At 63.6% G+C, this 24,685-nt stretch carries 20 protein-coding genes; 11 read left to right on the top strand and 9 right to left on the bottom strand.

Annotated elements, in window-relative coordinates; translation table 11 throughout:
• Positions 1–37 precede the first annotated feature (37 nt).
• Complete coding sequence (gene rarD / locus ACK56M_RS02135) at positions 38–925, top strand: EamA family transporter RarD (RefSeq protein ID WP_013970552.1); 888 nt, start codon at positions 38–40, stop codon at positions 923–925.
• A gap of 493 nt (positions 926–1,418) precedes the next feature.
• Positions 1,419–2,390, top strand: a complete 972-nt coding sequence (locus ACK56M_RS02130) for an IS110 family transposase (protein WP_411959049.1) — start codon at positions 1,419–1,421, stop codon at positions 2,388–2,390.
• Between the two features lie 92 nt (positions 2,391–2,482).
• Here the strand turns inward: ACK56M_RS02130 and ACK56M_RS02125 are convergent, their stop codons facing one another.
• On the bottom strand, positions 2,483–3,001 hold the full coding sequence (locus ACK56M_RS02125) for a glycine cleavage system protein R (RefSeq protein WP_013970551.1): 519 nt from the start codon (positions 2,999–3,001) through the stop codon (positions 2,483–2,485).
• 450 nt (positions 3,002–3,451) lie between these two features.
• On the opposite strand from ACK56M_RS02125, the gene ACK56M_RS02120 reads away from it, so the two are divergent.
• On the top strand, positions 3,452–5,629 hold the full coding sequence (locus tag ACK56M_RS02120) for a malate synthase G (protein ID WP_015268691.1): 2,178 nt from the start codon (positions 3,452–3,454) through the stop codon (positions 5,627–5,629).
• A 139-nt stretch (positions 5,630–5,768) separates the two neighbouring features.
• Here ACK56M_RS02120 and ACK56M_RS02115 read toward each other — a convergent pair whose 3' ends face one another.
• Complete coding sequence (locus ACK56M_RS02115) at positions 5,769–6,308, bottom strand: response regulator (protein ID WP_043935237.1); 540 nt, start codon at positions 6,306–6,308, stop codon at positions 5,769–5,771.
• Between the two features lie 116 nt (positions 6,309–6,424).
• Between ACK56M_RS02115 and ACK56M_RS02110 the strand changes: the two genes are divergently transcribed.
• The 8 genes from ACK56M_RS02110 to ACK56M_RS02075 all read left to right on the top strand — a co-directional run bounded on the left by ACK56M_RS02110 (position 6,425) and on the right by ACK56M_RS02075 (position 17,711).
• Positions 6,425–8,362, top strand: a complete 1,938-nt coding sequence (locus ACK56M_RS02110; RefSeq protein WP_015268689.1) for a putative nucleotidyltransferase substrate binding domain-containing protein — start codon at positions 6,425–6,427, stop codon at positions 8,360–8,362.
• The gene (locus ACK56M_RS02105) at positions 8,359–9,069 is read left to right on the top strand and encodes a PolC-type DNA polymerase III (RefSeq protein WP_015268688.1); all 711 of its coding nucleotides are present in this window, start codon (positions 8,359–8,361) and stop codon (positions 9,067–9,069) included. The genes ACK56M_RS02110 and ACK56M_RS02105 overlap by 4 nt, the downstream gene beginning before the upstream one ends.
• A 205-nt stretch (positions 9,070–9,274) precedes the next feature.
• Complete coding sequence (locus tag ACK56M_RS02100) at positions 9,275–9,793, top strand: RNA polymerase sigma factor (protein ID WP_015268687.1); 519 nt, start codon at positions 9,275–9,277, stop codon at positions 9,791–9,793.
• A complete protein-coding gene (locus ACK56M_RS02095; protein ID WP_015268686.1) occupies positions 9,790–10,746 on the top strand; it encodes a FecR domain-containing protein in 957 nt (318 codons plus the stop codon). Before ACK56M_RS02100 ends, ACK56M_RS02095 begins: the two co-directional genes overlap by 4 nt.
• Before the next feature lie 219 nt (positions 10,747–10,965).
• Entirely contained in the window at positions 10,966–13,401 is a 2,436-nt protein-coding gene (locus tag ACK56M_RS02090) for a TonB-dependent siderophore receptor (protein WP_015268685.1), read from the top strand.
• 129 nt (positions 13,402–13,530) lie between these two features.
• Complete coding sequence (locus tag ACK56M_RS02085; RefSeq protein WP_100413391.1) at positions 13,531–14,643, top strand: PepSY-associated TM helix domain-containing protein; 1,113 nt, start codon at positions 13,531–13,533, stop codon at positions 14,641–14,643.
• Positions 14,640–14,825 carry a hypothetical protein gene (locus tag ACK56M_RS02080; protein ID WP_100413392.1) on the top strand — a complete coding sequence of 62 codons (186 nt, stop codon included), beginning with the start codon at positions 14,640–14,642 and terminating at the stop codon, positions 14,823–14,825. Before ACK56M_RS02085 ends, ACK56M_RS02080 begins: the two co-directional genes overlap by 4 nt.
• Before the next feature lie 66 nt (positions 14,826–14,891).
• Complete coding sequence (locus tag ACK56M_RS02075; RefSeq protein ID WP_411959238.1) at positions 14,892–17,711, top strand: dermonecrotic toxin domain-containing protein; 2,820 nt, start codon at positions 14,892–14,894, stop codon at positions 17,709–17,711.
• Here ACK56M_RS02075 and ACK56M_RS02070 read toward each other — a convergent pair.
• From ACK56M_RS02070 to waaF, 7 genes are read right to left on the bottom strand one after another with little or no spacing between them, the layout of a single operon-like run.
• Entirely contained in the window at positions 17,672–19,114 is a 1,443-nt protein-coding gene (locus tag ACK56M_RS02070; RefSeq protein WP_013970541.1) for a lipopolysaccharide kinase InaA family protein, read from the bottom strand. The genes ACK56M_RS02075 and ACK56M_RS02070 overlap by 40 nt on opposite strands.
• Entirely contained in the window at positions 19,114–19,866 is a 753-nt protein-coding gene (locus ACK56M_RS02065) for a lipopolysaccharide kinase InaA family protein (protein WP_015268682.1), read from the bottom strand. Before ACK56M_RS02065 ends, ACK56M_RS02070 begins: the two co-directional genes overlap by 1 nt.
• Complete coding sequence (locus tag ACK56M_RS02060; RefSeq protein WP_015268681.1) at positions 19,863–20,597, bottom strand: lipopolysaccharide kinase InaA family protein; 735 nt, start codon at positions 20,595–20,597, stop codon at positions 19,863–19,865. Before ACK56M_RS02060 ends, ACK56M_RS02065 begins: the two co-directional genes overlap by 4 nt.
• Positions 20,597–21,403 (bottom strand): lipopolysaccharide core heptose(I) kinase RfaP, encoded by an 807-nt coding sequence (gene rfaP, locus ACK56M_RS02055; protein ID WP_013970539.1) that lies wholly within the window; start codon positions 21,401–21,403, stop codon positions 20,597–20,599. The genes ACK56M_RS02060 and rfaP overlap by 1 nt, the downstream gene beginning before the upstream one ends.
• A complete protein-coding gene (locus ACK56M_RS02050) occupies positions 21,400–22,524 on the bottom strand; it encodes a glycosyltransferase family 4 protein (protein WP_015268680.1) in 1,125 nt (374 codons plus the stop codon). The genes rfaP and ACK56M_RS02050 overlap by 4 nt, the downstream gene beginning before the upstream one ends.
• Positions 22,524–23,582 carry a lipopolysaccharide heptosyltransferase I gene (gene waaC / locus ACK56M_RS02045; RefSeq protein ID WP_015268679.1) on the bottom strand — a complete coding sequence of 353 codons (1,059 nt, stop codon included), beginning with the start codon at positions 23,580–23,582 and terminating at the stop codon, positions 22,524–22,526. The genes ACK56M_RS02050 and waaC overlap by 1 nt, the downstream gene beginning before the upstream one ends.
• Positions 23,583–24,632, bottom strand: coding sequence for a lipopolysaccharide heptosyltransferase II (gene waaF / locus ACK56M_RS02040; protein ID WP_013970536.1), 1,050 nt, complete (start codon positions 24,630–24,632; stop codon positions 23,583–23,585).
• Positions 24,633–24,685 lie beyond the last annotated feature (53 nt).

Here is a 24,685-nt window from a genome sequence, read left to right as displayed (position 1 = left end):
GCGTCGCTTTATTTAGCTACCTAAGCAAGGATTCTGCATGCACGCCGCAAACCCGCGTCGCGGGTACCTACTGGGCCTCAGCGCCTACATCATCTGGGGTCTTTTCCCCCTGTACTTCAAGGCAATCCAGAGCGTTCCGGCGGTGGAGATCATTGTCCACCGGGTGCTGTGGTCGGCACTGTTCGGCTCGCTGTTGCTACTGGTGTGGAAACACCCCGGCTGGTGGCGTGAACTGCGTGACAACCCGCGCCGGTTGGGCATCCTGGCCCTGAGCGGGGCGCTGATCGCCGGCAATTGGCTGACCTACGTATGGTCGGTGAACAACGGGCGCATGCTCGAGGCCAGCCTGGGTTACTACATCAACCCGCTGATCAACGTGCTGCTGGGCATGCTGATTCTTGGCGAGCGCCTGCGTCGGCTTCAGTGGCTGGCCGTGGCCATGGCCGCGGTGGGTGTGGCTCAGCAGGTGTGGCAGGTGGGCAGCCTGCCGTGGGTGTCGCTGGTACTGGCGCTGAGCTTCGGCTTCTACGGGCTGATTCGCAAGCAGGCACCGGTGGCGGCGCTGCCGGGCCTGGTGGTGGAAACCTGGATGCTGGTACCGCTGGCGCTTGGCTGGCTATTGCTGCATCCGGCGGCGACAAGTGCCCAAGGCGCGTTCTACACCAGCAGCGAAGCGTTGTGGCTGATGGCTGCGGGGCCGGTGACACTGGTGCCGCTGGTGTGCTTCAACGCTGCCGCGCGGCACTTGCCGTACACCACGCTGGGCTTCCTGCAGTACCTGGCGCCGACCTTGGTGCTGCTGCAGGCGGTGCTGCTGTTTGATGAGCACTTGTCGTCGAGCAACTTGGTGGCGTTCATGTTCATCTGGGCGGGTTTGGCGATTTACAGCGTCGATGCGTGGGTCAGTTTGCGCAAGCGCAGCTGATCAAAAAATGATCATAACTCTGCAGACCCTGTAGTTCATGGCCTGCAGAGACATCTCCAAAGGTTATCCACACCCTCGTCCCCGTGCTTTGTGCACAAGCTGCTGATATTTGGGTGTTTTTTGATCAAAGCCGTGTAAGGCGCGCGCGGCCTGGGCTGGAGAGGGGAACCCCCAGGTTATCCACAGGGCCTTCCCCGTGATATCGGGATAACCGCAGGGGGCTGCTTTGCAGCCCATCGCGACACAAGGCCGCTCCTTGTATCTCGACTTTCGCCTCCCAAGAGGCGAAAGTTCTCGACTGATCATCGAGGGAAGGTCTTGAAGCGGAGCCGCTCCAAGGGCATCGAGCCCGCACTGTAGATAACGCTCTGGCCTTTCAACCCCACTCGACGAGTTCGAACGGTATCTAGTGCCCGCCCCCGGCGTGAGCACGCATTAACAAGGTTGAACTGAGTGTAGGGTGATCGACTTTCGTAGTTTGAAGGAGAAGATCATGTCCGCCTTTGTTGGCGTTGATGTCGCCAAAAAATCTTTCGACATTGCCACCCCACTTCCCAACGGCAAGACGCGCACCAAAGCCAAGCTGTCCAATGATCCTGGAGGGTTCAAGCAGTTCAGCGATTGGCTTGAGCGCCATGCCGAACCAGGCGCCTGGATCGTTATGGAGGCCACAGGCACCTATCACGAAGCGTTAGCCGAGCACTGTCACAACCAAGGTTATCGGGTGTGTATTCTGAACCCGGCGGTGATCGCGAAATTCGCTGACGTGGAGCTTCGGCGCGTCAAAACCGATAAAGCTGACGCCAAAGTCATTGCTGCTTATGGCCAGCAGAAGGCGGCCTCGCTTCGCCAGTGGGAGCCGGAGCCACCTGCACAGCGCCGTTTGCGTGCTCTGGTGCGGCGACTGGACGACCTCAAGGAAATGCGCCAGATGGAGCAGAATCGTTTGGATGTCGCACAAGATGCGGTGCAGCAGTCGATTCAAGACGTCATCGGGCACATCACCGAAGAACTGGAAAAGACCAGGAAGGCCATCGAACAGACGATCGATGATGATCCAGACCTGCGCAAGCGACGTGATCTGATTACTTCGATAGATGGTTTGGGTGACACCACTGCTACGTTGCTGCTCGCCGAACTGGGCGATCCACTGAAATACCAAAGCTCTTCTGCGATCGTCGCGTTCTCAGGCCTGAACCCGGTAGTGCAGCAATCGGGAGAGTTCATAGGTCAGAGCACTATCTCGCGTACAGGCGCCTCAAGGCTGCGGGCGGGCTTGTGGATGTCAGGCACTGTCTCGATCAGGTACAACCCTGTCGTGAAGGCACTGGCAGAGCGGTTGAACAGCCGACACAAAGCCTATAAACAGATCGTTTGCGCGGCGATGCGCAAGCTGCTGCACCTGGTTTATGGGGTGGTGAAGTCGGGGATACCGTTTGACCCCAAAATCCCTCTTGCAGGGTGAGGGTCAAGACGGTATCTACAGGGGAACGCGTAACCCTTGTAGGAGCGGCCTTGTGTCGCGATGGGCCGCGAAGCGGCCCCGGCAATCTCGGATCAATCCTCCGGCCGCAGCTTCAACTCCACCATCAAGTCATCCGCCAGACTCTCCAGTCGCTGCTGCAGTTCTTCGAGCGGTAGAGTCAGCGGCAAAGCCAACAACGCATCTGCATGAAACAACGGCTCGCTGCTCATCGGCGCCGGCCGCACTTCTGTTGAAAACCGCTCGACGTTCACCTGCAATTCAGCCAGCAAACGGGTGATATCACGCACGATCCCTGGCCGGTCATTACCTACCAGCTCCATGGCAATCGGCTTCCAGGTGCACGACGGCTCGATGCCGCTCTCGGCGATCAGCACGCGAATGTCATATCGGACCAACCCCTGCAGCGAAGCCACCAGCTCGTCGTAGTTTTCCGCCGGCACCGCCACCCGCAGGATGCCGGCAAACTGCCCGGCCATGCGCGACATGCGGCTTTCCAGCCAGTTGCCACTGTGGTCGGCGATGCACTGGGCAATGCGCTCGACCTGGCCGGCCTTGTCAGGGGCAATCACAGTCAGTACAAGATGATCCACAAGCCCTTCCTCGTGTCGGACCGCGCCGTGCGGCAGAAAATCGGGGGATCGACTCAGTATAGGCAAGGCGCGGCAACCTGCCGCAGGGCAATCCGCACAACGAATCGTGTACTGTTTCAAGATTTATCTGGAACAATCCACCTGTTTTTTGCGAACATACTCACTCCCAGCGTGACCATACGCGACCAACGGGTCGCATAACGGCGCTTTTAGTCTGATTTTGCCCCGCCTACTGCTTCATGTAGTATCCCGTGGCGCGGACTACAAAACGTCGTTTGGATGTCTGCCAAGGCGCCTGTGAAAATACGCACACTGTCTGCCAGCCGGTCTGGCAGGCCGCACCCAGCCGCGCTCGGGGTTTACTCGGGGGCATGCACTGGTGCCGTGTTTAGAGAAGCGCTACAGGCTTAATACAGAAGAGCGAAATAGCTGAGCAGAGTGAGGCAAGCAATGACTGGATACGTTCAAGTCGGTGGCCTTCAGGTCGCCAAGGTCCTGTACGACTTCGTGAACAACGAAGCCATCCCAGGGACCGGCATCGTCGCCGAGCAGTTCTGGGCCGGTGCAGAGAAGATCATCAATGACCTCGCTCCAAAGAACAAAGCCCTGCTCGCCAAGCGCGACGAGCTGCAAGCCAAGATCGACGCCTGGCACCAGGCACGCAAAGGCCAGGCCCACGACGCCGTAGCCTACAAAGCATTCCTCCAGGAAATCGGCTACCTGCTGCCACAAGCCGACGATTTCCAGGCAACCACCCAGAACGTGGACGAAGAAATCGCCCACATGGCCGGCCCGCAGCTGGTCGTACCGGTGATGAACGCCCGCTTCGCCCTGAACGCCGCCAACGCCCGTTGGGGTTCGCTGTACGACGCGCTGTATGGCACCGATGCCATCAGCGATGAAGGCGGCGCCGAGAAAGGCCAGGGCTACAACAAGGTACGTGGCGACAAGGTCATCGCCTTCGCCCGCGCCTTCCTCGACGAAGCCGCGCCACTGGCGGCCGGCTCGCACGTCGACTCCACCGGCTACCGCATCGAAGGCGGCAAGCTGGTAGTTGCCCTGAAAGGCGGCAGCAACAGCGGCCTGCGTGACGATGCCCAGCTGATCGGCTTCCATGGCGATGCCGCTGCGCCGACCGCCGTGCTGCTCAAGCACAACGGCCTGCACTTCGAAATCCAGGTCGACGCCAGCACCCCGGTCGGCAGCACCGACGCCGCCGGCGTGAAAGACATCCTGATGGAATCGGCGCTGACCACCATCATGGACTGCGAAGACTCGGTTGCAGCCGTTGACGCCGACGACAAGGTGATCGTCTACCGCAACTGGCTGGGCCTGATGAAAGGCGACCTGGCAGAAAGCGTTAGCAAGGGTGGCAAAACCTTCACCCGCACCATGAACCCGGACCGCGAGTACGCCGCGCCCAACGGCGGTAGCGTGACCCTGCATGGCCGTTCGCTGCTGTTCGTGCGCAACGTTGGCCACCTGATGACCAACCCGGCGATCCTCGACGCCCAAGGCAACGAAATCCCCGAAGGTATTCAGGACGGCCTGTTCACCAACCTGATCGCCCTGCACAACCTCAATGGCAACACCAGCCGCAAGAACACCCGCACCGGCAGCGTGTACATCGTCAAGCCGAAGATGCACGGCCCGGAGGAAGTAGCCTTCGCCGCCGAAATCTTCAGCCAGGTCGAAGACCTGCTGGGCATGAAGCGCAATACCGTCAAGGTCGGCATCATGGACGAGGAGCGCCGTACCACGGTCAACCTCAAGTCGTGCATCAAGGCCGCAGCCGAGCGCGTGGTGTTCATCAACACCGGCTTCCTCGATCGCACCGGCGATGAAATCCACACCTCGATGGAAGCCGGCGCCGTGGTGCGCAAGGGCGCCATGAAAAACGAGAAGTGGATCGGTGCCTACGAGAACAACAACGTCGACGTTGGCCTGGCCACCGGCCTGCAAGGCCGTGCGCAGATCGGCAAAGGCATGTGGGCCATGCCCGATCTGATGGCAGCCATGCTCGAGCAGAAGATCGCCCACCCGTTGGCTGGCGCCAACACCGCCTGGGTGCCGTCGCCGACTGCAGCCACCCTGCATGCCCTGCACTACCACAAGGTGGACGTACAGGCGCGTCAGCGTGAACTGGCTTCGCGCACACCCGCGTCGGTGGATGACATCCTCACCATCCCGCTGGCCGCCGACACCAACTGGTCGGCCGAAGAGATCCGCAACGAACTGGACAACAACGCCCAGGGCATCCTCGGCTACGTGGTGCGCTGGATCGACCAGGGTGTAGGTTGCTCGAAGGTGCCGGACATCAACAACGTCGGCCTGATGGAAGACCGCGCCACCCTGCGCATCTCGGCTCAGCTGCTGGCCAACTGGCTGCGCCATGGCGTGGTCAGCCAGGAGCAGGTGCTGGAAAGCCTCAAGCGCATGGCCGTGGTGGTGGACCAGCAGAACGCCAGCGACCCTCTGTACCGCCCGATGGCACCGAACTTCGACGACAACGTCGCGTTCCAGGCGGCGGTAGAACTGGTGGTGGAAGGTGGCAAGCAGCCGAACGGCTATACCGAGCCGGTACTGCACCGCCGTCGCCGCGAGTTCAAGGCGCGTAACGGGCTGTAAGCGACATCTGCGACAGGGGGCCGCTTTGCGGCCCAATCGCCGGCAAGCCAGCTCCCACAGGGACTGCACAGGCCCCAAACGCTGTGCGGTCCCTGTGGGAGCTGGCTTGCCGGCGATGAGGCCGGAACAGGCTCCTCAGCTAACCGATCTGCAGTTCTTTCTTCACCAGCTCCAGCAGCCTGTCCAGGTCGACCGGCTTCAGAAGAAAATCCACAACCCCCAGGTGCATCACGTCCACCGCCTCTTTCACGTCGGTATCGCCCGACACCACGATGATCGACAACGCCGCCCGCTCTGATTCGCGAACCTTGCGGATCAGGTCCAGGCCATCCTCGGGCTGCATGCGCAAATCCGTGATCATCAAGCCGATTCTTTGCTGGTAGTGCAGGTACAGCCTGGCCTCCTCGGCCCCATCCGCCCCGACACAGTCAATCCCCCGGCTTTTCAGGTACAGGATCAGCGCCTCACGATTCACCGCATTGTCATCCACCACCAGCACCAGGGGCTTGGCAACCACGGGCGCACTTACGAGGGCCAATGCCTCGCGCTCGGCGTCACTCAGGATGTCGTGTTGCTCAGGCATGCTCATCTCGTCAAAAAAATTCCGCTTCAGCATTAGGACCGCAGAACTTGCGTAACCCGGTTGGCCTTTCGTCGGGTCTTTGACAGGGGCGCTCATAGACTTACGTCCAATGGGCACCATCCCGCCGCAAGCCGACCATGGAGGCAGAGAACAACATGGCCGGCACCTATATATATAGATATATAGTTCGGCATAGCGATACGGTCAGTTTCATGAGCAAAAAGGACGCCTACACCCAGGCGGGCAGGACAGCAGTGCTGCAGAACATCCAGGGCACCCTGCAGTTCCTGCAGCGTTTTCCGCCGTTCAACCAGATGGAACACAGCCACCTGGCCTACCTGGTCGAACAGTGCCAGCTGCGCTTCTATGCCAGCGGCGAAAGCATCGTCAAACCTGCCGATGGGCCGGTCGAGCACTTCTACATCGTCAAGCAGGGCCGCGTGGTCGGCGAACGCCAGCATCTGGTCAAACCTGGTGTGGAGACTACCTTCGAGATCACCAGCGGCGAATGCTTCCCGCTGGCTGCCCTGCTCGGCGAGCGGGCGACCCGCACCGAGCATCTGGCAGGTGAGGACACCTTCTGCCTGCAGTTGAACAAGGCCGCGTTCATCCGCGTGTTCTCGATGTCGGAAGTGTTTCGGGATTTTGCCCTGCGCGGGGTCAGCAGCCTGCTCGACCAGGTCAACCAGCAGGTACGCCAGCGCGCGGTGGAAACCCTTGGCACCCAGTATTCGCTGAACACGCCACTGGGTGAACTGGCCATGCGCCACCCGGTGGTGTGCAGCCCCGAAACGCCTCTGCGAGACGCCGTGCGACTGATGCACGAGCAGCAGGTCGGCAGCATCGTTGTGGTCGACCAGCAGCGCTACCCCACCGGTATCTTCACCCTGCGCGACTTGCGCCAGGTGGTGGCTGCGGCCGATGCCGACCTGGGTGCACCCATCGCGCGCCACATGACCGCCCAGCCGTTCTACCTCAGCCCCCAGGCCAGCGCCTTCGACGCAGCCATGGCGATGACCGAGCGGCACATCGCCCACGTATGCCTGGTGGAAAACCAGCGCCTGTGCGGTGTGGTTTCGGAGCGCGACCTGTTCTCCCTGCAACGGGTCGACCTGGTGCACCTGGCACGCACCATCCGCCATGCGCCACGCCTGGATACCCTGGTCTCGCTGCGCGGCGAAATCAGCCAGCTGGTCGAGCGAATGCTGGCCCATGGCGCATCCTCCACGCAGATTACCCAGATCATCACCCTGCTGAACGACCACACCGTGTGCCGGGTGATCGAACTGGCGCTGGCCGAGCGCGGTGACCCGGGCGTGCCGTTCAGCTGGCTGTGCTTTGGCAGCGAGGGGCGACAAGAACAAACCCTGCACACTGACCAGGACAACGGCATCCTCTTCGAAGCCGCCGACAGCATCGAAGCAGACGCCATCCGCGCACGCCTGCTGCCGCTGGCGCAATACATAAACCAGTGCCTGGCCCAGTGCGGCTTCACCCTGTGCAAGGGCAACGTCATGGCCGGCAACCCCGAGCTGTGCCTGTCGCGCATTGAATGGGCGCGGCGTTTTGCCAGTTTTGTCCGTGAAGCCAGCCCGGAGAACCTGCTGGGCTCGAGCATCTATTTCGACCTGCGTGTGGTGTGGGGCGACGAGCAAGGTTGCGAGCAACTGCGCCAGGGCCTGCTGGAGCAGGTGGCCGACAACCGCATCTTCCAGCGCATGATGGCTGACAACGCCCTGCGCCAGCGCCCGCCGGTGGGCCGCCTGCGCGAGTTCGTGCTGACCCGCCAGGGTAACGACAAGGCCGCCACCCTCGACCTCAAGGTCCAGGGCCTGACGCCCTTCGTCGATGGTGCGCGGCTGCTGGCCCTGGCCAACGGCATCGGTGCCTGCAATACCTTGGAGCGCCTGCGCCAGCTCGTGGCCAAGGGCGTGATCGAGGCACTGGATGGCGCAGCGTATGAAGAGGCCTACCACTTCATCCAGCAAACCCGCATGCAGCAGCACCAGCGCCAGACCCGCGACAACCTGCCCTATTCCAACCGCCTGGACCCGGACAGCCTCAACCACCTGGACCGGCGCATCCTGCGCGAGTCCCTGCGCCAGGCCCAGCGCCTGCAAAGCAGCCTGGCCTTGCGGTACCAGCTATGAGCCTGTTCGCCTGGCTGCGCCCCAGCGCGCCGGAACTGGACCACGCCACGCGCCAGCGCCTGGCCCGGCTGCCCAAGTCAGCGCCATTGGGGGTGTGTACCCTGCGCGAGCAGCGCTGGGTGGTGCTTGACCTGGAGACCAGCGGCCTGAACACCAACCGTGACCAGGTGTTATCGGTTGGTGCCGTCGCCATCGAAGACGGCGCCATCGACTTTGCCCAGCAATTCGAACGCACCTTGCACCGGCCTTTGCAGAAGACCAACGCCAGCGTGCTGATCCACGGCCTGGGCCCGAGTGCCCTGGCTGCCGGTTGCGACCCGGCCGAGGCCTTGCTCGATCTGCTCGACTTCATTGGCAACAGCCCGGTGTTGGCATTCCATGCGCCGTTCGACCAGCGCATGCTCGCCCGCGCGCTGAAGGAAAGCCTGGGCTATCGCTTGCAGTCACCTTTCCTGGATGTTGCCGAGCTGGCGCCGATGCTCAACCCCGACACAGTGCTGCGCGAGGCCGGGCTGGATGACTGGGTGGCGCGGTTTGGCCTGCAGGTAGAGGAGCGCCATCACGCCAGCGCCGATGCGCTGGTTACCGCCGAACTGGCGCTGATCCTGTTCAGCCAGGCCCGGCGCCAGCAGCTGGACAGCCCGCTGCAGCTGGAGCAGCGCTTGCGCGGGTGGCGCAGGCGCAAGGTGCACAATCACGGTTTGTAGGGCGTGAGCGCTGAGTCGCCTGTGAGATCGAGCGCCGCGCGGGCGGCGCTCGATCTCATAAACGCTACATCACCCACGCCCTACACCCCGTCAGCCCCAACCATGATGGCCATCCGATAAGCGTCCATTGCACCCACCCCCTCCCCTCTGCAACAATCGCGAATAATTATCGTTAGTTAATGCATTCGTTCCGGGGGGACGCTGCTTGTCTTCTGCACAGAGCCCACACGCCGATCTGGTCGGTGCGCTGTACCGCGACCATCGCGGCTGGCTGCTCGCCTGGCTGCAACGCAGCATGGCCTGCCGCCAACGTGCCGAAGACCTGAGCCAGGACACCTTCGTGCGCCTGCTCGGCCGTGCGCAACTGGATACGCCCCGCGAACCCCGCGCGTTCCTGGCCGCCGTGGCCAAGGGCCTGATGTTCGACCACTTCCGCCGCGCCGCGCTAGAACAAGCCTACCTGGCTGAACTGGCCCTGATGCCGGAAGCCGAACAACCTTCCCCGGAAGTGCAACACCTGATCCTCGAGGACCTCAAGGCCATCGACCGCCTGCTAGGCAAGCTGTCGAGCAAGGCCCGCGCAGCATTCCTGCACAATCGCCTGGACGGTATGAGCCATGCCGAAATCGCCGAGCGCATGGGGGTTTCGGTTTCGCGGGTGCGCCAGTACATCGCCCAGGGCATGCGCCAGTGCTACGTGGCCCTGTACGGGGAGCCGACGTGAGCAGTTCACCGGTTTCGTCCCGGGTGCTGGAAGCCGCCATTGCCTGGAAGCTCAGCCTCGACAACGGCAGCGGCACACCTGACGAGCGCAGCGAATTCATGCGCTGGCATGCCGCCAGCGAGGAGCATGCCCGCGCCTGGCACCAACTCGGTGCCATGGACCAGCGCGTGAGCGCCGCTGCCGGCCCGGCACGCCAGGCCCTGCTGCAATCGCGCGCCGGGCTGCGCCGACGTATCGGCAAGGTCGGCGGCGGGCTGGCCGGCATGTTTCTGCTGAGCTCGCTGCTGGCCTGGGTCGGCGCACCATCGCTGGCACCGAGCTACTGGCTGGCCGACCAGCGTACCGCCACCGGCGAACTGCGTACCCTGCGCCTGGAAGACGGCACCTTGTTGAGCCTGAACAGCCACACGGCCGTGGATATCGACTACGCCGGCAAGCAACGGGTGATCGTGCTGCACCAAGGCGAGATTTCGGTCGAAACCGGCCATCAGGACCCGCGCCCGCTGCTGGTGCGCACCGACGATGGCCGCCTGCGCCCGTTGGGCACGCGCTTCCTGGTGCGCCGCGAGGACGACGGCACGCGCCTGGAAGTGCTGCAAGCTTCGGTCGCCGCCATGCCGCTGAACAGCGGCGACGAACAGGTGCTGCGCGAAGGCCAGCAGGTTCTGATGAACGCCAACGGCCTTGGCCGGATCGGCACGGTGCCAGCCGGTGCCGACGCCTGGACCCGCGGCATGCTGGTGGTGGACAACGTGCGCCTGGCTGACCTGCTGGCCACGCTTGGCCAGTACCGCAGCGGTTACCTTGGGGTAGACGACCAGGTCGCCGACCTGCGGGTGACCGGCAGCTTCCCGCTGAACGATACCGACCTGGCGCTGTCGTCGCTGGTGCCGGCACTGCCGGTGAAGGTCGAGCGGCATACCCAGTGGTGGGTGACCGTCGGTCCCAAGTAGGCCTGCACTGGCCTCTTCGCGGGTAAACCCGCTCCCACAGGATTGCACCAGCCTCAAAGCCCCCGCGATCCCTGTGGGAGCGGGTTTACCCGCGAAAGGGCCGGTAGAGGCAAAAGCCAACTTCAAATAATTCTCAATTTTTTTCAGATTCGCCCTGTCACTTTTCAAATCTCGCTCGGCAAGGAAGCAGAAAGCACTTATCCGTCGAGGAGCCTCTGCATGTCCCGTGCTGTTGATCGTATCCTGCGCCCCAGCCTGATGGCCCTGGCCATCGCCGTGACCGCACCATTGGCCAGCCCTGCCCTGTTCGCCGCCGAGCAATCCGCTCAGCGCGCCTACGACCTGCCCAGCGCCCCGCTGGCCACCACTCTCAACCAGATCGCCAGCCAGGCCGGCATCACCCTGGCCATCGACCCGGCACTGGTCAGCGGTCGCACCTCGGCCCCGGTGAGCGGGCAGTACGATGGCCTTGGTGCCCTGCAGGCCGCCCTGCGCGGCACCGGCCTGCAACTGCAGCAAAGCAGCGTGGGCAGCTACAGCCTGGTGGCTACGCCGGAAGGGACACTGGCGTTGCCGGAGACTGCGATCAATGCGACTTCCAGCTATGAAAGCGCCTGGGGACCGGTAGAGGGTTACACCGCTACCCGGACAGCAGCAGGCACCAAGACCGACACCGCCATCGCCGAACTTCCCCGCTCGGTAAGCGTGATCACCCGCCAGCAGATGGAAGACCGGCCGGTGCTCAGCCTGAACGACGCCCTTCGCTACACCGCTGGCGTGCAGAGCAGCGGCTATGGATCCGACTCGCGCAGCGACTGGTTGCTGGTACGGGGTTTTGTGCCTACCCAGTTCCTCGATGGCCTGCCATTGCCCAAGGGCAACTACGCCACCCCCAAGATCGAGCCCTGGAACCTGGAGCGCATCGCCGTACTGCGTGGCCCGGCCTCTTCGGTCTACGGCCAGACTCCACCAGGCGGCCTGCTTGACATGACCAGCCGTCGGCCGCAATTGGAAAGCAGCCACGAAGTCGAAGCCCAGGTTGGCAGCAACAACCACAAGCAGATCAACTTCGACAGCACCGGCAAGCTCGACGATGCAGGCCAGTTCCTGTACCGAGTGAGCGGCACCGTGCGTGACAGCGGTTCGCCGGTCGATCACATCCCGGACAAGCGCTACAACATCGCGCCCAGTCTGACCTGGAACATCAACGACGACACCAAGCTGACTTTCATCAGCCAGTACACCCGCGATGACACCGGCATCACCGGCCAGTTCCTGCCACTGCAGGGCACCAAACTGGATAGCCCCGCAGGCAAGATTTCGCACCACAAGAACCTGGGCGACCCGGATTGGGAGTCCTACGACCGCACCTACTACCACCTGGGCTATGCGTTCGAAACACGCCTGAACGACACCTGGCAGTTCCGTCAGAACCTGCGCTACGCGCGTAACGAACTGGACTTCAAGGGCATTACCGCCGGTGGTTCGATCTGGCCAGCCGGCCCGGACGAAGCTGTCAGCGCCGATGGCACCGTGCAACGCACCGCCGGTATCGTCGAGGAGGACATCTCACAGTTCGCCCTGGACAACAACTTCCAGGCCGACTTCCAGACCGGGCAGGTTGCCCATACCCTGCTGCTGGGGCTAGACCACCAGCGCTCGGACAGTAATGCCCGCTGGCGCTGGGGCTCGGCGGGTGTGCCACCGAGCAATATCCACAACCCCATCTACGGTCAGGATTTCTCGAACGTTCAGTACTTCGACATGTACGACTACGACCAGAAAACCCAGCAGACCGGCCTGTATATCCAGGACCAGATGGCGTTGGACAACTGGCGCCTTACCCTTGGTGGCCGTGAGGACTGGGTGCACACCGGCACCACCTTCCACAACCAAGGCGACGCAACCAACACCCAACGCGACAAGAAGTTCAGTGGTAACGCAGCTCTCAGCTATGTATTCGATAACGGCCTGACTCCTTACATCTCCTATGCCGAGTCGTTCCAGGCTGCCACCGGTTCCACCGTCAACAGCACCGATGCCTTCAAACCGACCGAAGGCAAGCAATACGAACTGGGCATCAAGTACCAGCCTCCAGGCAGCAATAGCCTGTTCACCGCTGCTGTGTTCGACCTGACACAGGAGAACATGTCGGTGACCGAGGGTGGTGTCACCCGCCAGGTAGGCGAAGTGCGTGTCAAAGGCCTGGAGCTGGAGGCTACCTCGGATGTGACCGAGAACCTCAAACTGGTGGGTTCGTACACCTACAACGACAGCGAAATCATCAAAGGCACCAGTGACGAGAAAGGCAAGCGCATGGCGCAGGTGCCGCGCAACCAGGCTACTGCCTGGGCTGACTACACCTGGCACAGCGGACCACTGGATGGGTTCGGGGTCGGCGTTGGCGTGCGCTACGTGGGCGATACCTACGGTAATACCACTAATACCGATTGGGGCCATGTGGGGTCATACACCGTCTACGACGCATCGGTGCACTACGACCTGGGCCGCCTGAACAGCACCCTCAAGGGGGTGACCGTAGCCGTGGATGCGAAGAACCTGTTCAACAAGGACTACTTGTCTACCTGTGACGGGTACTACTGCTACTACGGCGACGAGCGCAACGTGGTGGCCAGTGTCAATTACAAGTTCTGAGTGAGCCGGGCCATTCGCAGCACAAGGCTGCTCCTACAACGGCCAACGCGGTCCCTGTAGGAGCAGCCTTGCGCTGCGAAAGGGCTGCGCAGCAGCCCCAGCTTCCAACAGGCAAAAATCGGTACCGTGATGAAAAGCCCAACCATCCGCCGCTGGTCGGTGATCCACACCTGGAGCAGCCTGGTCTGCACCCTGTTCCTGCTATTGCTGGCAGTCACCGGCCTGCCGCTGATCTTCCACCACGAACTCGAACACCTGCTCGGCGATGCCCCTGAACTGCGGGAAATGCCGGCCAATACCCCACACCTGGACCTGCAGCAGTTGGTGATCAAGGCCGAGCAGCACCGCCCCGGCGAGGTCATGCAGTACTTCGGCTACGACGAGGACGAAGCCAACGGCGTAGTGGCCATCACCGCCGCCACCGCCGGCACCGAACCCAATTCGTCGCACACCTTCATGCTCGACGCACGCACCGGTGAAGCCGTGGCCATGCCGGCCGCCAACGGCGGCTTCATGATGACCATGCTGCGCCTGCACGTTGACATGTTCGCCGGCCTGCCCGGCAAGCTGCTGCTCGCCTTCATGGGCGTGCTGTTCGTCGTGGCGATCATCTCCGGCACCGTGCTCTATGCACCGTTCATGCGCCGTCTGGACTTCGGCACGGTGCGCCACGGCAAATCCCGTCGCCTGCGCTGGCTCGACCTGCACAACCTGATCGGCGTGGTCACCTTGGCCTGGGCACTGACGGTAGGCGTGACCGGTGTCATCAGCGCGCTGTCGGACCTGGTCATCGCCGCCTGGCGCAACGACAGCCTGGCCGCCATGGTTGCCCCATACCGTGATGCCCCACCGCTCACCGAACGTGCCCCAGCCACCCACCTGCTGACCATCGCCGAACAGGCCGCCCCCGGCATGCGTCCGGACTTCATCGCCTTCCCGGGCACACGCTTTTCCAGCGAGCACCACTATGCGGTGTTCATGAAGGGCGCCACGCACCTGACCTCGCACCTGCTCACGCCCGTGCTGATCGATGCGCGAACACTGGCGGTGACAGCCGTCGGCGAACGCCCCTGGTACATGGATGCCATGGGCCTGTCGCAACCGCTGCACTTCGGTGACTACGGTGGCCGGCCAATGCAAATCCTGTGGGCGCTACTCGATGTGCTGACCATCATCGTCCTCTGCAGCGGCTTGTATCTGTGGTGGGGCAAACAGCGCACGAAGCGGGAGGCGCGGGCATGAGCCACAAATCACTGCCGACCTGGCGCATCTTCATCTGGCCGATGGTCGTGGCCTTGCTCACTGCCGTGGGGCTGTTTGCCGCCTTGCTGGGGGACGGGGCATGGGACAGCCTCGCCTGGCTCGGCCTGGGAGTGTCGGCTGCTCTGGGCCTGCAAGGTTTCTACCCTCGTTCACGGCAGTAATCGGGTAATACACGCCCCCTCTTCTGCTGCGACATGGTTGGCTGCCATCTTCCCTGGAGCTTTACCATGACACCTTTGCAGCGCCTCGAAGCGCTCGATCAACAACTCATCGCCCTTGAGCAAGGCAAGCCCGAACTGGCGGGTGAAACGGAACCGGCCGCCATACGTCAGCGTTTTTTCGGTGACCTGGCAGCGTTCTGGAACGACCCTGTCGAAGCAGGCCACAGCCGCGCCCGACAACTGCGCGAACTGCGTCATGAGCAACTTCTGGCCGAGCTGGAACTGCGCCTTGCCGACCAGACCCTGGACTACAGCCACATCAGCCTGCTGCGCACCTCCCTGGAGCTGCCGCTACCCTGGCAGCGCAACCACCTGCCAGACACCCACCGGGCCCAGGTTTATCGGCCGGTATTCAACCTTTCAAGCCCCCATGGCCGGTTGCCGTTACCCGGCGTGCTGGTATTGGTGGCAGACGCACCGGAAGGGGCCGTTGCCGAGCCTGCAACAGCCACGGGCCAGGCACTGCTGTGCAGCGTTTCTCATGGCGTTGAAGGCTTCGCCAACCTGGCCGAACTGCATAGGGAGCTGTGCGAGCGCCTGGACGACCCCATGCAAAGCCGGCCAATGCTGCAACTGCTACCCCGCCTGCAGGACCAGCAACTGGTCCGGTGTGCCGACCGGCTGCGCTACGAGTGGTTTACCGGCGACCTGGTCGAACATCAGGCCACTGACGTGATCGACGCGCAGCATCAAAGGCTCACCATCGCCTGGCACGCCGCCTGGGCGCTTGACCAGAACCCGGATCTACCGGCACTGAAAAGCACCCTGTCCAAACAGCAGTCACTGACCGATCTCATGGGCAGCCAATATGCGTTGTCCACCCGTTATGCGCTGCTGCTGGAAAAACACCTGCCCGCCTGGCTGCGCCAGAGCTCCACGCAAAGCCTGACGCACATCATGCAAACGATCCAGGAGCTCGCCGGGGCCATCACACAGGCCGCTGCACCCGGCCTTTTGACCCTTGAGGCGTTCGGCAGTCGCCACCACCTGCTGGCATGGGTGCGCGAACGCCTCGGCAAGGCGCTGCGGCGCGAATTCTCCATCGAATTGCCTGCCGAAAAAATCTGCATAACCGTCACACTTGCACACCGCACCGGCCCGCTGATCAACCCGCTGGCACCTTCGGGTTACGTGGCCGTTGCCAACCGTCGTCATGTCGGTGACACCATCGAGCTGGTAACCACCACCTACCGCCTGGACGAGCTGGCCCTGTTGAACATCGGCTGGTTCGACGTCGATTACTGGCTGACTGCCCGAATACACCACGAAGACGGCTCCACGCTGGAATCAATATCCGCGGAAGGGGTAAAGCGCCTGGTGCGTGAGCTAGACGCCGGCAGTGGCTACATCCGCTACCTGCGAACCCACCTGCTGGAGTCTCCAGGTGCGCGCTGGCGCATGCAATGCCACGGCAACATGAACCGCGCCCGCATGCGCGCCGAGGCGGCCAAGGCCCGCTATGCCAGGCACTTTCTGAACGATACCCACGAGCGGGGCTATCGCTGGGTCAAAGCCGTCACCGACCACCCCGACAACAATTGGCGCCCTACCATCGACGAGCATCGTATCGCGGTGCGCCAACTGATCATCGACGGGCACACGCTGCAAGGGGTACTGCTGCTCAATGCCGAGAGCGACAACCAGCCGTCGCTGGTGCTGTATACGCCGGACGCTCCCGACCGGCGCGCATGGCGTGAATACCCCGATACCCGGGCGCTGCTCAGAACCCTTCGCAGCACGCCGTCCTTGCGAAAGTACATGATCCAGCGCGCGCCTCTGGCTGATGGCAAGCGGCTCGACAAGTTGGTGCGCAAAGGCCGCCTCGGGCCATATGTGCAAAGAACAATGATCAACGGCAACCTCTTCGATGCCCTTTACAAGGCCCAGGTCCACGCCATGATCGCCGAGGCCGATACCAACAGCCGCAGCAACCGCGAGCTGCTCGGCGAGTACGGGCTGTCGACGCTGCGCCTGGTTCTCGACATGATCAGCCTCGTGCTACCGGCCCCGACAATGTCAGCCCTGGCCTTCGGCCGTATGTCGATTTCGCTGTGGGACGGCTTCGAAGCCCTGGAAAAAGAGGATTATGCAGCGACCTTCCACCACGCCATGGCTGCTTTGAGCCACAGCGCCGACGGGTTGTCCAGTTTCGCTGGTTCGCCCCTCATGCGCCGGGCGATGCGCGGCCTGCCGCCGCAACCTCCGCGCCCACTGCCGAATACCCACGAAGCGGCCGTGGATGTGAGCAAGCTGCGCTACCGGATCGACGGCGTTCATGGCGAGGAAGTGTACGAACAGATCAACAGCGTGCCAGGCCCGGACCGGTACTTCGTCAAGGACAGCCAGGGGAGGTTGTACAACGTCCACTTCGACGGCTATCGCTGGCGGGTTCTCGACCCCAGGCAGCCGGATGCCTACGCGCAACTGCCGATCAAACGGCTGCGCAACGGCAATTGGGTGGTCGATTCCATCGTGCTTTGGCATGACGGGTTGCCTGACATAGCCCACCTGTTGGAAGAGGTACGCCTGCAACAACCATTAGCGGGCGAACCGGTGGCAGGGGACGCCGACCTGCACGACGCTGGGGGGCAACTCTATTTGCAGTTGGGTAACCATCAGTTGCCGGTTCGACGGCACCTGCTTGCCGGGCAATACCATTTGCTGCTGCCCGAGAAGGCACTGGGCGCAGTCCACGCCTGGGCAGTATTGCGCCAACAGGGCGGCCAATGGCGCATTCGCGTGCGCCAGCCAGGCCGCAGCAGCGACTGGCTGGCACTGCCGGCGGATTACTCGGCCAGCTTGGGCAACAGCCGGTCCAGCCGCTGATGCAAGGCACTGCCACTCGGCCAGTTGCGCAGCAGCCGCGCCCGATCACGGGCGTAGGCCGGGGCGAAGCTGAGCTGGGTGGCGTGCTGGCACATGGCGTCGAGGTCGATCAGCGACCATTGGCCGTTGTGCCAGAACAGGTTGTGGCCCTTGAAGTCGCCGTGGCTGATACGCTCGCGAATCAGTTGCTGCATCACATGCACCAGGGCATCCACCTGCTCCTCAGGCGCATCGCCGTTATCCACGTAGGGCGCGAAGCATTCGGCCAGGTCTGGGCCATCGATATACTCGGTGACCAGGTAGGCACGGCTTCGCAGCCCCATCACCCGTTGCTCCAGCACCGCGAGTGGACGCGGCGTGGCAATGTCGAGGAACTCCAGGCGATGGCCTTCGATCCAGGAATGCCAGGCCCGGCTCGGGCGCCAGAAGCGCTTGAACCAGTGCGCGGTGTTCTTGATGTTGTAGCGCTTGAGCACCAGCGTGCGCCCGCCAACCTCGATGCGCGCCACACTGGCCGCACCACCGGTCTTGTACAGGTGACCCTGGTCGATCAACGCATCGGCCTGCTCCAGTACCGGCAGCATGGCTTCGACCTCGTCGCGGCGGATTGCCCGCAAGCCCGAAAGGCTGCGCTCGACACTGAACAGGCTGCATTCACGACCAGCCTTTTCCAGGTAATCCTTCTGGCGCCAGCTGCGCACCTTGTCTACCTGCTTCTGCAGGGCTTCCAGCGGCAGCGCATGCTCGGCGTTGGCCAGCAGATAGTGCACCAGCAATTCTTCGATGAAAGGCTCCAGGCGCTTGGGGAGCTGAGCGAAGAACACCCCCAGGTTTTCCAGCACACGCGGGCGTGACAGCTGCTGGCCAGGCGTTTCGGCCTTGATGCCGGCGCCGTCGATCAGGTACAGCTTGCCGCCGTGGCGCAGCAGGTTGTCCAGGTGCAGGTCTTCCTGCCACAGGCCCCGGGCGTGCATGTGCGCCACTGCGGTGAGCGCCTCGCCCAGCACCAGATGCTGCTCGTCTGCCAACACCGGCAAGCTCTCCACTGCCGCCCAGGCATCGGCCAGGCTCTCGGCGCCGTCGAGGAATTCGAACAGCAGCCAGCCGCCCTCGCCTTCCTTGAGGCCGTCGGCCAGCAGCTTCGGCGTGGTCAGGCCCTGCTCGGCCAGCAGTTTCACGCCTTGCAATTCGCGCTGGAAATGCCGTGCAGCGTTACCACCGACCAGCAGCTTGGCCAGCACCGGGGTACCGCGCCACACGCCGGCACCCACATAGCGCTGGCCCGGCAGCACGCGCAGCAGGCTGAGCAATTGCAGGTCGGCCGTGCCGGCGGCATCGGCCAGGGTGATGCTCAGGGGCAACGAGGGGCTGCGCCCGGCCTCTTTCAATTCAGACAAACGCATCAGCGGGCCTCTTTTTCACGACGGCGTTGCGTCAGGCGTTGCAGCCAGGTATCGACCAGCGTGCCATCGGCAGGCTGCGCCAGGTAGCTGGCCAGCAAGGTACGTACATCGCGCTCGCCCCAGACCGGTGCGCGGCGCAGCAACGGCTCCAGGTCCTTGAGGCGGTCACGCATGCCGAACAGCAGGGGTCGGGTCTTCTCCAGGTCGATCAGTTGCGCGTCCCAGCCTTCGCGGCGCTGACGCAGGAAGATGTGCTTGGGGTAGAAGCAACCATGCACCTGGCCGGCACGGTGCAGGGTGCGCGCCAGCTGGCCGCAGGCCTGCAGGACACCATTGCGTTCGGCATCGCTCAGTTGTGGCCACCGGGCCAACAAGCTGTCGAGGTCGGCCCATTCGTCCAGAGCACGAGTCATCAGGATCGCCCGGTGCGTGCCGCCTTTCTTGCGCTCGCCGTAGAACACCGCCTGCAAGGCCGGAATCTGCAGTTTCTGGTAACGGCTGATGTTGCGGAATTCGCGGGCGAAGGTCGGCTCGCCGAATGGCCGGTGCAGGGTACGGGTCAGGTAGTCGCTCTGGCGCTTGAGGTAGTAGCCCTTGCCCTCGAGTTCCAGGCGGTACACGCTGCTCCAGCCACCGCGGCCGGTGTTCGGTTCGTCCACGGCATCCAGTTGCAGCGCCCACAGCGCCTCGAAGTCGTCCAGGCCATGGCGCTTGAGCAGCGCGAGGTCCGCGCTGGCCAGGTAATCGGTCATTCCCTTCCCTCGAAAAAGCTCACCACCTGGCGAATGCGCTTCTTGTCACGCACATTCAGCCGATCGCGGCCACGATATTGCAGGTAGAAACGCAGGCGCTGGGTCGCCGACAGATGGTATTTGGCCACTTTGTCCAGGCATGCAAGGTCCTTGATCATCCGGTGCCGCCACATGAAGCCGCGCCAGAAATCGCCGGTGGGGCAGTCGATGAAGAATAGCGTGCCCTGGTCGTCGACCAGCAAGTTGCGCCATTTCAGGTCGTTATGGGCGAAGTGGTGCTGGTGCATGACCCGGGTGTGGCGCGCCAGCTGGCTGCTGACATGCCCGACCCAGGCGCGATCGGCCAGGCGTGCATCGTTGCGCTCGGCCAGCGCCGACAAGTCTTCGGTATGCGGCAGTTCGCGGGTGATCATGGCCCCCCGGCCAAAGGCCAGGCCATTGCGCTCCAGGCCCCAGGCCACCACTTCGGCAGTGGGGATGTCCCACTTGGCGAACTGCTTGAGGTTCTGCCATTCGGCCTTGATCCGCGGCCGGCCCAGGTAACGGCGCATGTGCTTGCCGGCCCCGGTGTAGCGCTTGACGTAATAATTGACCCCGTCACGCGTGATACGCACCACCTCACTGAGCGGGTCGCGGGTCAGGCGCTCGCCTTGCAGGGCAAATACAGCATCGAGGCTGCCGAAGTCCGCCGCCAGGTGTTCGTAGCCCGGCGCCAGTGTCCACCCCGCCATCAGAGTGCATCCCCATAGCGTTGCTTGCGATCGTAGAGTTTCTGCGCCTTGCGCTCCAGCCAGGCGAGCAGCGCGGCTTCATCCTTCAGGACTTGCCGCAGCGGGCGCTGGAAGTAACCGCGCAGGAAGCGCAGCTTGTCGCGCTGGGTCAGGCCGATGTCCAGCGCCGAGAAGTACAGCGCGGCCAGGTCCTTGTCGCGCCAGCGGCGGCTGATTTTCGCCCGGGTCTGCGCGCGGTGCAGGTCGATTACCGACAGTTTGAAGTCTTCCGCCGTCACCGGGCGGTCGGTGTGCAGCAGGAAGTGGCAGATGTAGCAGTCGCGGTGGTTGACCCCGGCGCGGTGCATGCCGCCGGTCATCTTCGCCACTTCGGCGATCAGCGCGCGCTTCAGGCGCGGCTCGGGCGGCTGCCTGACCCAGTCGATGCTGAAGTCTTCCAGGCTGATGGTCGGCGCCAGCTCTTCGGTGATGATGAACGAGTGCTGCGCGGCCGGGTTGCTGCCACGCTCGCCATAGGCGACGGCTGTCATGGTCGGCACGCCAACCTGGTGCAGGCGCTGTATGGCCTGCCATTCCTGGCCGGCGCCGAGTACCGGCAGCTTGGCGGTGAGCAGGTTCTTGAAGATCTCGCCCCAGCCGATGCCGCGGTGGATCTTGACGAAAAAGCCCTCGCCAGCGACTTCGGTGCGCAGCGTGCGGCGCCCTTCCAGTTCGCGATAGACCTCGCCTTGCAGCGCCTCCACGGCATCGAAGGCATCACGCCCGGCCCACAGGCGCTTGAACGGTTCGGCCAGTATCAGCTTCATGCGGACTCCTGCCCCAGGATCACGTCGGCGGCATGCTGCGGCATGCTGTACAGATCGGCGGTTTCAGCAAACGCCAGGCCGTTGCGCGACCAACTGGCGCGGGCCTGCTGGTCTTCGAGCATGCGCTGCAGGTAGCCATTGAGCTGTTCCTGCTCGAACGGCTCGTCCAGCACCAGGCCACTGTCGGCCTCAGCGATATAGTGGGCGTAGCCGCATACTTTGGAGACCAGCACCGGCAGGCCGGCCACCAGTGCCTCGAGCAGCACCGTGCCGGTGTTCTCGTTGTACGCCGGGTGGATCAGCAGGTCGGCGCCAAGCAGAAAGCGCGGGATGTCGCTGCGGCCCTTGAGGAACTGCACCTGCTCGCCCAGGCCCAAGGTAGCGCTTTGCAGCTGGAACACCTTGGGGTCATCCTGGCCGATCACCATCAGCCTGGTGCGTTTGCGCAGGGTCGACGGCAGTGCGGCCAGGGCCTTCAGGCTGCGGTCAACACCCTTGGTCTTGAAGCCCGAGCCAATCTGCACCAGCAGCAGGTCGTCATTGCCCAGGTTGAATTCCTTGCGGAACTCGGTGCGGATTTCGCCGGCATTGGCCGGCGCGCGGCGGTCCTGGGAAATGCCCGGCGGCAGCAGGTGGAAACGCTCCACCGGGGTGCCGTAGTGCTTGATGAACAGCGGCTGCTGCACTTCGGAAATCATCAGCACTTCGGTATGGGCGTCCTTGGCGAACACCGCGCGTTCGTATTCGGCAAAGTGCCGGTAACGACCCCAGCGGCGGTACAGGCCGCCACGCAGGGTCTGCGCCTTGTCCTCGAAGCAGCCGTCGGCGGCGTAGTACACATCCAGCCCAGGCATCTTGTTGAAGCCGATCAGGCGGTCGACCGGGCGCTTGGCCAGGTCGGCGGCCATCCAGGCGCTGAGCTTCTCGTTGCGGCGGTGGTTGAAAATCGCCTTCACCGGCGCCACCAGCACTTCGAAGCCCGGCGGAATGTCACCCTCCCAGATCAACGTGTACACACGGATCTGGTGGCCCCGCTTCTGGCATTCCAGGGCAATGCGCATGAAGTCGCGCTGCAGCCCGCCGAAGGGGAAATATTTGTAAAGCACGAAAGCCAGTTGCATCAACGGACATCCTCAGCCAGCAGCAACGCGCTCAAGCGGCTCGCCACATGCTCGGGATTCAGGCGAGTGAAGCACAATGGCCACTCGCGTTTCAGATCGAACCGGCGCAGGTCGTCGGCGCTCGGTTTGTAGGTGCACTTCTTCTGCAGGCAGGGCGCGCAGGGCCAGTCACTGGCCTGGTGAATCTGGGTCCGTCCGTAGGCGCCAGTCAGGCCCGGGTTGGTAGGGCCGAACAGCGAAATGGTGGGCACATCGAGTGCCGCCGCCAGGTGGCCGAGGCCGGTATCGACCGCCACGCAGGCTTTTGCCGCCGCCAACACGCGTGCGACGCCGGCAAGGTTCAATTTGGGGAGCACCTGGCAGTTGTTCAAGCCCTGGGCGATGCGCTCGGCCCGCGCCTTCTCGGCCGGGTTGCCCCACGGCAGGCGCACCTCCAGCTTGCGCCGGCCCATGCGCTCGGCCAGTTCGCGCCAGTAGGCTTCGGGCCAGTGCTTGGTCGCCCAGGTGGTGCCATGCAGGAACACCACATAGGGGGCGGCCGGCGGCAGTTGCAGGCGCTCGAGGTCCAGGCCGTAGTTGCCGATGCCTTCCGGCAGGTCGTAGGCCAGGGCCATGGCGAACAGCTGGCGCACCCGCTCCACCGCGTGCTGGCCGGTGGCAACCGACAGGCGCCGGTCATAGAAGCGGCTGGCCCAGCCTTCGCGGGCCGAATAGCGGTCCAGGCCGGCCACCGGAGCCTTCACGTAGCGGGTCAGCCAGGCCGATTTGACCAGGCCCTGGGCGTCGATCACCAGGTCGTACTTGCGCTCGCGTACACGTTGCTTGAACGCCTTCCACTCGCCGCTCTTGATGGTTTGCCAGAGGTTCTTGCGCCAGCGGCGAATGGCCACCGGGATCACCTGGTCGACCGCCGGGTGCCAGCTGGGGATTTCGGCGAAGCCTTCTTCCACCACCCAGTCGAAGCGGATGCCCGGGATGGCGTGGGCGGCATCGGTAAGCGCCGGCAAGGTGTGGATCACATCACCCAGCGACGAAGTCTTGATGATCAGTACCCGCACTTAGTCGACCTCGGCCACGGTATCGATCAGGTCCGGCCCGGTCAGGCTGTGCAGGGCAGCGATGACTTTGCCCGGTTCCAGCAGGCGCAGGCAGTTGTAGTGGCCGAAGCGGCAGGTGCGGTCGAAGCACGGGCTGCACTCGATGCCGGTGCGCACCACTTCCACGTGCTCGGCCAGCGGCGGGGTAAAGCCCGGCGAGGTCGAGCCGTACACCGCCACCAGCGGGCGGTTCAGCGCGGCGGCCACGTGCATCAGGCCCGAGTCGTTGGACACCACGGCATGGGCGCAGGACATCAGGTCGATGGCCTCGGCCAGCGAGGTTTCGCCGGCCAGGTTGGACGACTCTTCACGCAAGCCCGGGATCAGCCGATCGCGAATCTGCTCACCGACCGGGTGATCGTTCTTCGAGCCGAACAGCCACACCTGCCAGCCCTGGCGGATCATCGCATCGGCCACGGTGGCGTAGTGCTCGGCCGGCCAGCGCTTGGCCTCGCCGAACTCGGCACCGGGGCACAGCGCCAGCACCGGGCGGTCCAGCTCCAGGCCGAACTTGGCCAGGGCGGCGTCGCGGCTTTGCGCTTCGATCTGCAGGCTGGGGCGCGGGTACGGCTGCGGCAGCTCGGCGCCGGGTGCGTAAGCCAGGGCCATGAAGCGCTCGATCATCAGCGGGTAACGGGCCTTGTCCAGCTTGCGCACGTCGTTGAGCAGGCCGAAGCGCATTTCGCCGCGCCAGCCGGTGCGCTTGGGGATACCGGCAAAGAACGGCACCAGCGCCGACTTCAGCGAGTTGGGCAGCAGGATGGCCTGGTCGTACTGGCCGGCCAAGGACTTGCCGATGCGTCGCCGCGTGGCCAGTTCCAGTGCGCCGTGGCCGAGCGGGAAGCTCAGGGCCTGACGGACCTCGGGCATGCGTTCGAGGATCGGCCGGCTCCACTCGGGGGCCAGCACATCGATCACGCAGTCGGGATGCTGCTGTTTCAGGCACTGGAACAGGGTCTGCGCCATCACCATGTCGCCGACCCAGCTGGGGCCAATGATCAGTATTCTCATGCTTAGTCCAGAAACGCTCGGGGAGGCTACAGGCTGCGGTACAGCCTGGCCTC

Origin of the sequence: Pseudomonas sp. s4 (assembly GCF_046764235.1) — a bacterium.
Taxonomy (GTDB): Bacteria; Pseudomonadota; Gammaproteobacteria; order Pseudomonadales; family Pseudomonadaceae; genus Aquipseudomonas; species Aquipseudomonas asiatica.
Note: the sequence above shows the minus strand (reverse complement) of the source record. Positions and strands in the feature narration are given on the sequence as shown.

Coding starts and splice junctions, on each gene's coding strand:
- ACK56M_RS02085 (WP_100413391.1), top strand. CDS start 13,531: ATGAAAAGCCCAACCATCCGCCGCTGGTCGGTGATCCACACCTGGAGC.
- ACK56M_RS02120 (WP_015268691.1), top strand. CDS start 3,452: ATGACTGGATACGTTCAAGTCGGTGGCCTTCAGGTCGCCAAGGTCCTG.
- ACK56M_RS02065 (WP_015268682.1), bottom strand. CDS start 19,866: ATGACCGATTACCTGGCCAGCGCGGACCTCGCGCTGCTCAAGCGCCAT.
- ACK56M_RS02115 (WP_043935237.1), bottom strand. CDS start 6,308: ATGAGCGCCCCTGTCAAAGACCCGACGAAAGGCCAACCGGGTTACGCA.
- ACK56M_RS02050 (WP_015268680.1), bottom strand. CDS start 22,524: ATGCAACTGGCTTTCGTGCTTTACAAATATTTCCCCTTCGGCGGGCTG.
- ACK56M_RS02075 (WP_411959238.1), top strand. CDS start 14,892: ATGACACCTTTGCAGCGCCTCGAAGCGCTCGATCAACAACTCATCGCC.
- ACK56M_RS02090 (WP_015268685.1), top strand. CDS start 10,966: ATGTCCCGTGCTGTTGATCGTATCCTGCGCCCCAGCCTGATGGCCCTG.
- ACK56M_RS02070 (WP_013970541.1), bottom strand. CDS start 19,114: ATGCGTTTGTCTGAATTGAAAGAGGCCGGGCGCAGCCCCTCGTTGCCC.
- rarD (WP_013970552.1), top strand. CDS start 38: ATGCACGCCGCAAACCCGCGTCGCGGGTACCTACTGGGCCTCAGCGCC.
- ACK56M_RS02105 (WP_015268688.1), top strand. CDS start 8,359: ATGAGCCTGTTCGCCTGGCTGCGCCCCAGCGCGCCGGAACTGGACCAC.
- ACK56M_RS02060 (WP_015268681.1), bottom strand. CDS start 20,597: ATGGCGGGGTGGACACTGGCGCCGGGCTACGAACACCTGGCGGCGGAC.
- ACK56M_RS02110 (WP_015268689.1), top strand. CDS start 6,425: ATGAGCAAAAAGGACGCCTACACCCAGGCGGGCAGGACAGCAGTGCTG.
- ACK56M_RS02130 (WP_411959049.1), top strand. CDS start 1,419: ATGTCCGCCTTTGTTGGCGTTGATGTCGCCAAAAAATCTTTCGACATT.
- ACK56M_RS02080 (WP_100413392.1), top strand. CDS start 14,640: ATGAGCCACAAATCACTGCCGACCTGGCGCATCTTCATCTGGCCGATG.
- waaF (WP_013970536.1), bottom strand. CDS start 24,632: ATGAGAATACTGATCATTGGCCCCAGCTGGGTCGGCGACATGGTGATG.
- rfaP (WP_013970539.1), bottom strand. CDS start 21,403: ATGAAGCTGATACTGGCCGAACCGTTCAAGCGCCTGTGGGCCGGGCGT.